A 6429-nucleotide genomic window follows, 5' to 3' on the forward strand; every position below is an offset into this window, starting at 1 on the left:
GTTATTCATGATTTTTTAGCGTAACTTGTTAATATAGCCCTTTCCCATGAATCCTTCTGAACTTCGCTCCACTCTGGCCTTAGCAGGCATCTTTGGCCTACGTATGTTGGGCCTATTTCTGCTTTTGCCTGTTTTCAGCATTCATGCACACGGCTTGCCGGGCGGGGAGCACGCCCTGTGGGTTGGCTTGACACTTGGTATCTTCAATATTGTTCAGGCCTGCTTCTATATCCCTTTAGGCCGTCTTTCTGACCGGATCGGCCGAAAACCAGTTGTTTTATGGGGGCTTTCCTTATTTGTCGCTGGCGCCTTAATTTGCGCTGCTCAGGATGACCTGCTCTGGATCGCTATTGGGCGTGGGGTGATGGGCGCTGGCGCAGTTTCAGCAGCGATTTCTGCCTGGGTTGCTGATTTAACGCGTGAGCAGGTTCGTACACGCGCAATGGCCTTGGTGGGAGGCAGTATTGCACTTTCATTTGCTTTATCGCTAGTAATTGCTGCACCAATTTATCGCTTGATTAGTTTGAGCGGAATCTTTGTAGTCTTGGCAGTCTTAGGTGTTGGGGCGATGTTTGTTGCCTGCTATATTTTGCCAAGTACTAAGCCTGAGCCCAAGGTGCAACAAGCCAGTTTGAAGGAGGTATTTCTGCGTCCTGAATTGATGCGTCTCAATGCAGGGGTATTTGTATTGCATGCAACTCAAGTGGCCATGTTCTTGGTGGTACCGCGCTTATTGGTGGAAGCCGGCTTACCCTTGGCATCACATTGGCAAGTTTATCTCCCAGTTGTTTTGCTCTCCTTTTTCTTAATGGCACCAATTCTGATTTTTGGTGAAAAGAAGCAGCAGTTAAGAACGATCTTGTTGTTAGCAATTGTGCTACTCCTTCTTGCAGAATTTGTCTTTACAAGCACCCACTCAATTACTGGCATCGCTATTGCATTATTAATTTACTTTGTGGGCTTTAACTTACTTGAAGCATTGCAACCATCATTAGTCTCTCGTTTTGCCAAAGAATGTAAGGGTACGGCATTGGGTGTTTACAACACCACACAGTCGATTGGCCTCTTTACCGGCGCTGTAATTGGGGGTTACTTGATGGATAGCCATGGGGATTTATCGGTCTTTGTTTTGGGTGCAGTACTGCTTTTATGCTGGCTTATAATTGCTTGGTCAATGGGTTCGATGCCAACAAGGGCTTCGGAATCAAAGGATGTCACAGCAACAACATAACCGTAGCTTCATTGGTTGAATTACGGTGAGTAGTTTATTTTTTTAGTAGTAATAACAGCAGTATTTTTCTTCGGGAGACAACATGGCTTCGGTAAATAAAGTCATCATCGTAGGTAACGTAGGGCGCGACCCAGAAACACGTTACATGCCAAGCGGCGACGCCGTAACAAACATTTCAGTAGCGACATCAGATCGTTACAAAGATAAGCAGTCTGGCGAAATGAAAGAAACCACAGAATGGCACCGCGTTGCATTCTTTGGAAAACTAGCAGAGATCGCTGGCCAATATCTCAAAAAGGGTTCACAGGTTTATGTAGAAGGCCGTTTACGCACACGTAAATGGACTGATGCGAGTGGCCAAGAAAAATATTCCACTGAGATCGTTGCAGAAACAATGCAAATGCTTGGTGGCAAGCCAGTAGGTGGCGGTGGTGATGGTGGTGAAAGTTACAGCCGTTCAAAGCCGGCTGAGCAATCTGCACCAGCATCTTCAAATGCTGCATCCCTAGGCGCAATGGATGACGATATTCCGTTTTGATTGAGGTGATAGCGGTCATTTGACTGCCTAGCAATTTACCCCAGCAGGCCAACGCTTCCTGGGGTTTTCTTTTTTCTAAGCGAACGGATGACCTCGAGTTTGCTGTATTCACCTTAAAATGAATCCATGAAATCGCTAGGGATACACAAATTTCCACTTTTGGCATTCTTAGCCGTTAGCATTGTTGCTTTCCCCCGGCTATCTCTAGCCGCAGCTTTTTTCTTTCCAGATATGAACCCCTCATTTGTTAGAGGGGAGCCTCCAGATTGGCTGCATGATGGGCGAGGCAATGATGGATATATCACGATTAGCTCTGAAGTGATTCCCGTCAGCAGTTGCACTCAAATGGCGAGTCGAAGTTTTTGGGGGTCTGATAAAACACAATTAGTGTTATCTGTCCTGACGCAGGGCTTCAAAAGTAAACTCGATAAGTTAGAAATTCCAATTGCTACTTTTGACGGCAGAGAGGGTGGCTCTGAGTGCGCTTCGCTGAGTAGCGCTCCTTTATCGGTAGTCCCAATGACTGTGCTCGGTACCCATTCCATATTCAACCCAGGCGCACTTTCGATAGTGCTCAATGTGAGAAGTTCTAGCGACTCTAACCAGGATTTCATCGGATCTGCCAAATTACTGTTGGGGGCTGCCGCAATGGTGGCAACTGGCGGTTCAGCTGCGGCTATTGGTGGGATTTCAGCAACAGTTGGCAATGCAGTGGTGGGTGAGACACAAAAGAAGGCCAATAGTCTTTTGCAAGGAATGGTTGATGCCAAGGCGCCTGTTAGTTTTAGCTGGCCAGAATTGAGGCAAGGAATTCGAGCGGTTGAGATCCCAGTCTATAAAATTGATCAAAGCGTTGGCAGTTTGACTGATAAGCAAATCCTGAGATTGCAAAAAGATCCTAAATCAGAAAAGCAACCTCTATTTACCGTGAAACTAGAGTTTCAATTTTTTCGCAGCATGTTTTATCCAGCGGCGTCTCATATTGAGGGGTTGGCAAGCAGAGAAAATCTTTCTTCCGAATACATTTTGAACTCTCAAATGCTAGGCTTAGGTCAAAATTTTATGCAGATCTTAAATAGCTCTGCTCCTAGTTTGCTGCAGCGTATTTCTAAAGCAGAAGGCCCTGATTTGGCAAAATCTTGCTCTTTGGGTTTTACAAAACTCAAGACCGCAGGACTTAATGATGTCGATAGCGCTATTGTTATGAAATCATTTATTGATGAAGCAAAGGGCGATGTTGATTGGTATGCAAACCCGGCATTAGTAAAAAGCTGTTTCTCACAAGCACCCAGTATTCAAAAAAATCTTGAGCTGATATATGGCCTCAGCGTAGCACCGTCAAAACAGGAGCTTGAGCCTTAGTTATTGCCTTGCATGGCGTGTATTCTCTGGCCAAGGTGCATTGTGATCAGTTCTAAAGGGGTTGATATCCAGGCCGCCTCGTCGGGTATAACGAGCGTAGACGGAGAGTTTTTCTGGTTTGCACTGGCGCTTGATATCAGTGAAGATGGTCTCAACACAATGTTCGTGAAACTCACCTTTTTGCCTAAATCCGATCAGGTAGCGCAGTAAACCTTCTTCCAAAATTGGACGGCCTTGGTAGCGAATTTGCACACTAGCCCAATCTGGTTGACCGGTCACTGGGCAATTCGATTTGAGTAAATGAGAAACTAAACATTGCTCGATTGGTCCAAAAGATTCATTCACTTCTAGCAAGGCAGGATCAGCTGATAGACTCGGATCGATCTCAATATCGAGGCGATCCATGAGAACGCCACTCATCTCCTGCATTCCTTTTTTGGCAACTGCTTCAGTGGGGTTGATGCGAGTCGCAATCTTGCTGCCAGACACTGCTGATAGATCCGCAATCAATCTTTCGCGGACTTCCACTTCATCTTCAAAGCGGGCGCTATTGAGGCTATTCAGATAAAGCTTGAATGACTTGGATTCAATCATGTTTGGCGAGTCCGCTGGAATCTGAAATTCTGCTAGAGCAATCTGGGGCTTCCCTTTTTTATTGAGCCAACCGAGCTCAAAGGCATTCCAAATATCAACGCCTACAAAAGGCAATGCTTGATTTGGTTTGATATCTAACTTGAAGCGATTCTCAGAGCGCGGAATGGGGAAGAGCAAACTCGGATCGTATTGATCAGGATATTCCGTTGCCTTACCAAGAGGAAGTGTAGACATTAGTTTTTGGGTTTATTAGAGACGCCAGATATAACGTGCCCAGTAGGCGCCACTGATGCGGCCGATTGGCAGTGACCCGTTTGGTCATCAAAGAAAAAGTCTGGTTCAAACTCGCGTAGGAATTCGCTTTTGGAGAGCCCACCAAGGAACATGGCCTCATCAACATCGATGCCCCAAGCCATGAGTGTGCGAATGGCGCGCTCATGCGCGGGTGCTGAACGAGCTGTCACTAAGGCGGTGCGAATGCGCATACCTTTCTCGCTAGTGGTGCGTTGCAAGCGGTGTAGTGCTTCTAACAAAGGTTTAAATGGACCTGGTGGTAGAGGAATCGCTGCCTTCTTGCTTTCATGATCGACAAAGGCTACCAAGCCTTCACTCTGAAATACTTGCTCAGCTTCATCCGAAAATAGAACGGCATCACCGTCAAAGGCAATGCGAATTTCATTGGGGTGAGACTCTGCAGTTTTGCTCGACTCTGGATATACGCGCGCAGCAGGAAACCCTGCCTCAATCGTGGCGCGCACATCATCTTCATTAGCCGAGAGAAATAAGTTGGCATGTAGCGAACGAAGGTAATGATAGGGTGGGCGACCTCTTGTAAATACACCGCGCTCTAAATGTAGGCCGTGATGTTCGGCTGAGCGAAAGACACGTAAGCCACTAACTGGGTCATTGCGAGAGAGAATCACCACCTCAACACGTTGTTCACCTTCTTCATTGAAAGCGAGCAATTTTTTTACCAATGGAAAAGCAACACCTGTTTGAGCGGCATGAGATAAACGCTCTAATTGCAACTTCATGTAGGCGCTGTCATCAGTTGATTCGAAGATGCGGTTTTCTTCTTCGAAATCAAACAACGCACGCGATGAAATCGCGACGACGAGTTTTCCGGTAAGTGTGTATGACATTGACTAATTCGATCTTATGGATTGAATCTCATTTTAGGAATAAACGGTAAGCGGGATTATCGGTTTCGTTCCAATGAGGATAGCCAAGTGATGCTAGGAAGCTTTGAAATTTCTTCTGTTCATTTTTGGGAACCTGAAGACCTACCAAGATACGACCATAGTCTGCGCCGTGATTGCGGTAATGGAACAGGCTGATATTCCAATTAGGCGCCATGCTGGTAAGGAACTTCATCAAAGCGCCTGGGCGCTCCGGAAATTCAAAGCGGTAAAGCAGTTCATCTTGAGCTAGGGTGGAGCGACCGCCTACCATATGACGGAGGTGAGACTTCGCTAACTCATCATGAGTGAGATCGATGGTTGCAAATTTTGCTTTACGAAAATGCTTTGCAATTGTTGTGCTATCTGTCGCCTTCTGCGTACCAATTCCTACAAAAATATGTGCTTCGCTCTGATCAGCAATGCGATAGTTAAATTCAGTAACATTGCGATTGCCTAGTAATTCACAAAAGCGCCTAAAAGAGCCGCGCTCTTCGGGAATGGTCACGGCAAAAACAGCTTCGCGGAATTCACCAACGTCAGCACGCTCAGCCACAAAGCGTAAGCGACTGAAATTCATATTCGCGCCACAAGCTATCGCTACTAGTGTTTTCTTTTTTAGGCGATGTTTTTCAACATACTTCTTCATGCCGGCAATCGCTAAGGCACCAGCGGGCTCCAGAATGCTGCGGGTATCTGTGAAGACATCGTTGATGGCAGCGCAGATCTCATCGGTATCGACAGTAATGATGTCATCGACTACGCGTTTACAGATGCGGAAAGTTTCTTTCCCAACGAGTTTGACTGCCGTGCCATCAGAGAAGAGGCCTACGTCTTTCATCTCGATACGCTTGTTAGCTTCGAGCGATCGTCGCATTGCATCTGAGTCAACTGACTGTACGCCGATTACTTTGGTCTTAGGGCTGACTGCTTTGACATATTCGCCAATTCCAGCAATGAGACCACCACCACCGATAGCTACAAAAATAGCATCGATAGGCTCTTGATATTGTTGAAAGATTTCTTGGGCGATCGTTCCTTGTCCGGCGATGACATCGGGGTCATCAAAAGGGTGAACAAAGGTCAAACCCCGTTTTTTCTCTAAAAGCTCTGAGTATTTGAAGGCATCGCTATAGGATTCGCCATGCAAGATCACCTCAACCCAAGATCCGCCACGCGCCTTGACTGCGTCAATTTTGACGCTGGGAGTGGTGAGGGGCATCACGATGACTGCTTTGCACTTCATTTTGGCTGCCGCTAGGGCTACGCCTTGGGCATGATTGCCAGCTGAGGCTGCAATAACCCCCCGTTTTAGAGCTTCTGGGGGTAAATGGGCCATTTTGTTATAGGCACCACGTAGTTTGAAGGAGAAAACCGGCTGGTTATCCTCTCTTTTGAGTAAAACTTGGTTGCCTAAGCGCTTTGTCAGTTCGGGGGCTACTTGGAGCTCTGTTTCCCTGGCCACATCGTAGACTCGGGCCGATAAAATTTTCTTTAAATAGTTCGTTGCCATGCGATGAGCGTAC

Annotated in this window: 6 protein-coding genes; 3 read left to right on the forward strand and 3 right to left on the reverse strand. The window is 46.6% G+C overall.

Annotated features, from left to right (window positions below):
• Positions 1–46 precede the first annotated feature (46 nt).
• From B7Y67_RS09325 to B7Y67_RS09335, 3 genes are all read left to right on the forward strand, one after another.
• Complete coding sequence (locus tag B7Y67_RS09325; RefSeq protein WP_293598406.1) at positions 47–1231, forward strand: MFS transporter; 1185 nt, start codon at positions 47–49, stop codon at positions 1229–1231.
• Between the two features lie 82 nt (positions 1232–1313).
• The gene (ssb, locus tag B7Y67_RS09330) at positions 1314–1769 is read left to right on the forward strand and encodes a single-stranded DNA-binding protein (protein ID WP_015422053.1); all 456 of its coding nucleotides are present in this window, start codon (positions 1314–1316) and stop codon (positions 1767–1769) included.
• Positions 1770–1895: 126 nt separating this feature from the next.
• A complete protein-coding gene (locus B7Y67_RS09335; RefSeq protein WP_293598407.1) occupies positions 1896–3131 on the forward strand; it encodes a hypothetical protein in 1236 nt (411 codons plus the stop codon).
• Here the strand turns inward: B7Y67_RS09335 and queF are convergent, their stop codons facing one another.
• From queF to ilvA, 3 genes are read right to left on the reverse strand one after another with little or no spacing between them, the layout of a single operon-like run.
• On the reverse strand, positions 3132–3959 hold the full coding sequence (gene queF, locus B7Y67_RS09340) for an NADPH-dependent 7-cyano-7-deazaguanine reductase QueF (protein WP_293598408.1): 828 nt from the start codon (positions 3957–3959) through the stop codon (positions 3132–3134).
• Positions 3959–4867, reverse strand: coding sequence for a 5'-nucleotidase (locus B7Y67_RS09345; protein ID WP_293598409.1), 909 nt, complete (start codon positions 4865–4867; stop codon positions 3959–3961). The genes queF and B7Y67_RS09345 overlap by 1 nt, the downstream gene beginning before the upstream one ends.
• 28 nt (positions 4868–4895) lie before the next feature.
• Positions 4896–6416, reverse strand: coding sequence for a threonine ammonia-lyase, biosynthetic (gene ilvA / locus B7Y67_RS09350; protein WP_015422049.1), 1521 nt, complete (start codon positions 6414–6416; stop codon positions 4896–4898).
• Positions 6417–6429 lie beyond the last annotated feature (13 nt).

The sequence above is a fragment of the Polynucleobacter sp. 35-46-11 genome (genome assembly GCF_002281105.1).

Excerpts from the sequence above, each read along its gene's own strand:
- B7Y67_RS09325 (WP_293598406.1), top strand. The coding sequence starts at position 47 with ATGAATCCTTCTGAACTTCGCTCCACTCTGGCCTTAGCAGGCATCTTT.
- B7Y67_RS09345 (WP_293598409.1), bottom strand. The coding sequence starts at position 4,867 with ATGTCATACACACTTACCGGAAAACTCGTCGTCGCGATTTCATCGCGT.
- ssb (WP_015422053.1), top strand. The coding sequence starts at position 1,314 with ATGGCTTCGGTAAATAAAGTCATCATCGTAGGTAACGTAGGGCGCGAC.
- queF (WP_293598408.1), bottom strand. The coding sequence starts at position 3,959 with ATGTCTACACTTCCTCTTGGTAAGGCAACGGAATATCCTGATCAATAC.
- ilvA (WP_015422049.1), bottom strand. The coding sequence starts at position 6,416 with ATGGCAACGAACTATTTAAAGAAAATTTTATCGGCCCGAGTCTACGAT.
- B7Y67_RS09335 (WP_293598407.1), top strand. The coding sequence starts at position 1,896 with ATGAAATCGCTAGGGATACACAAATTTCCACTTTTGGCATTCTTAGCC.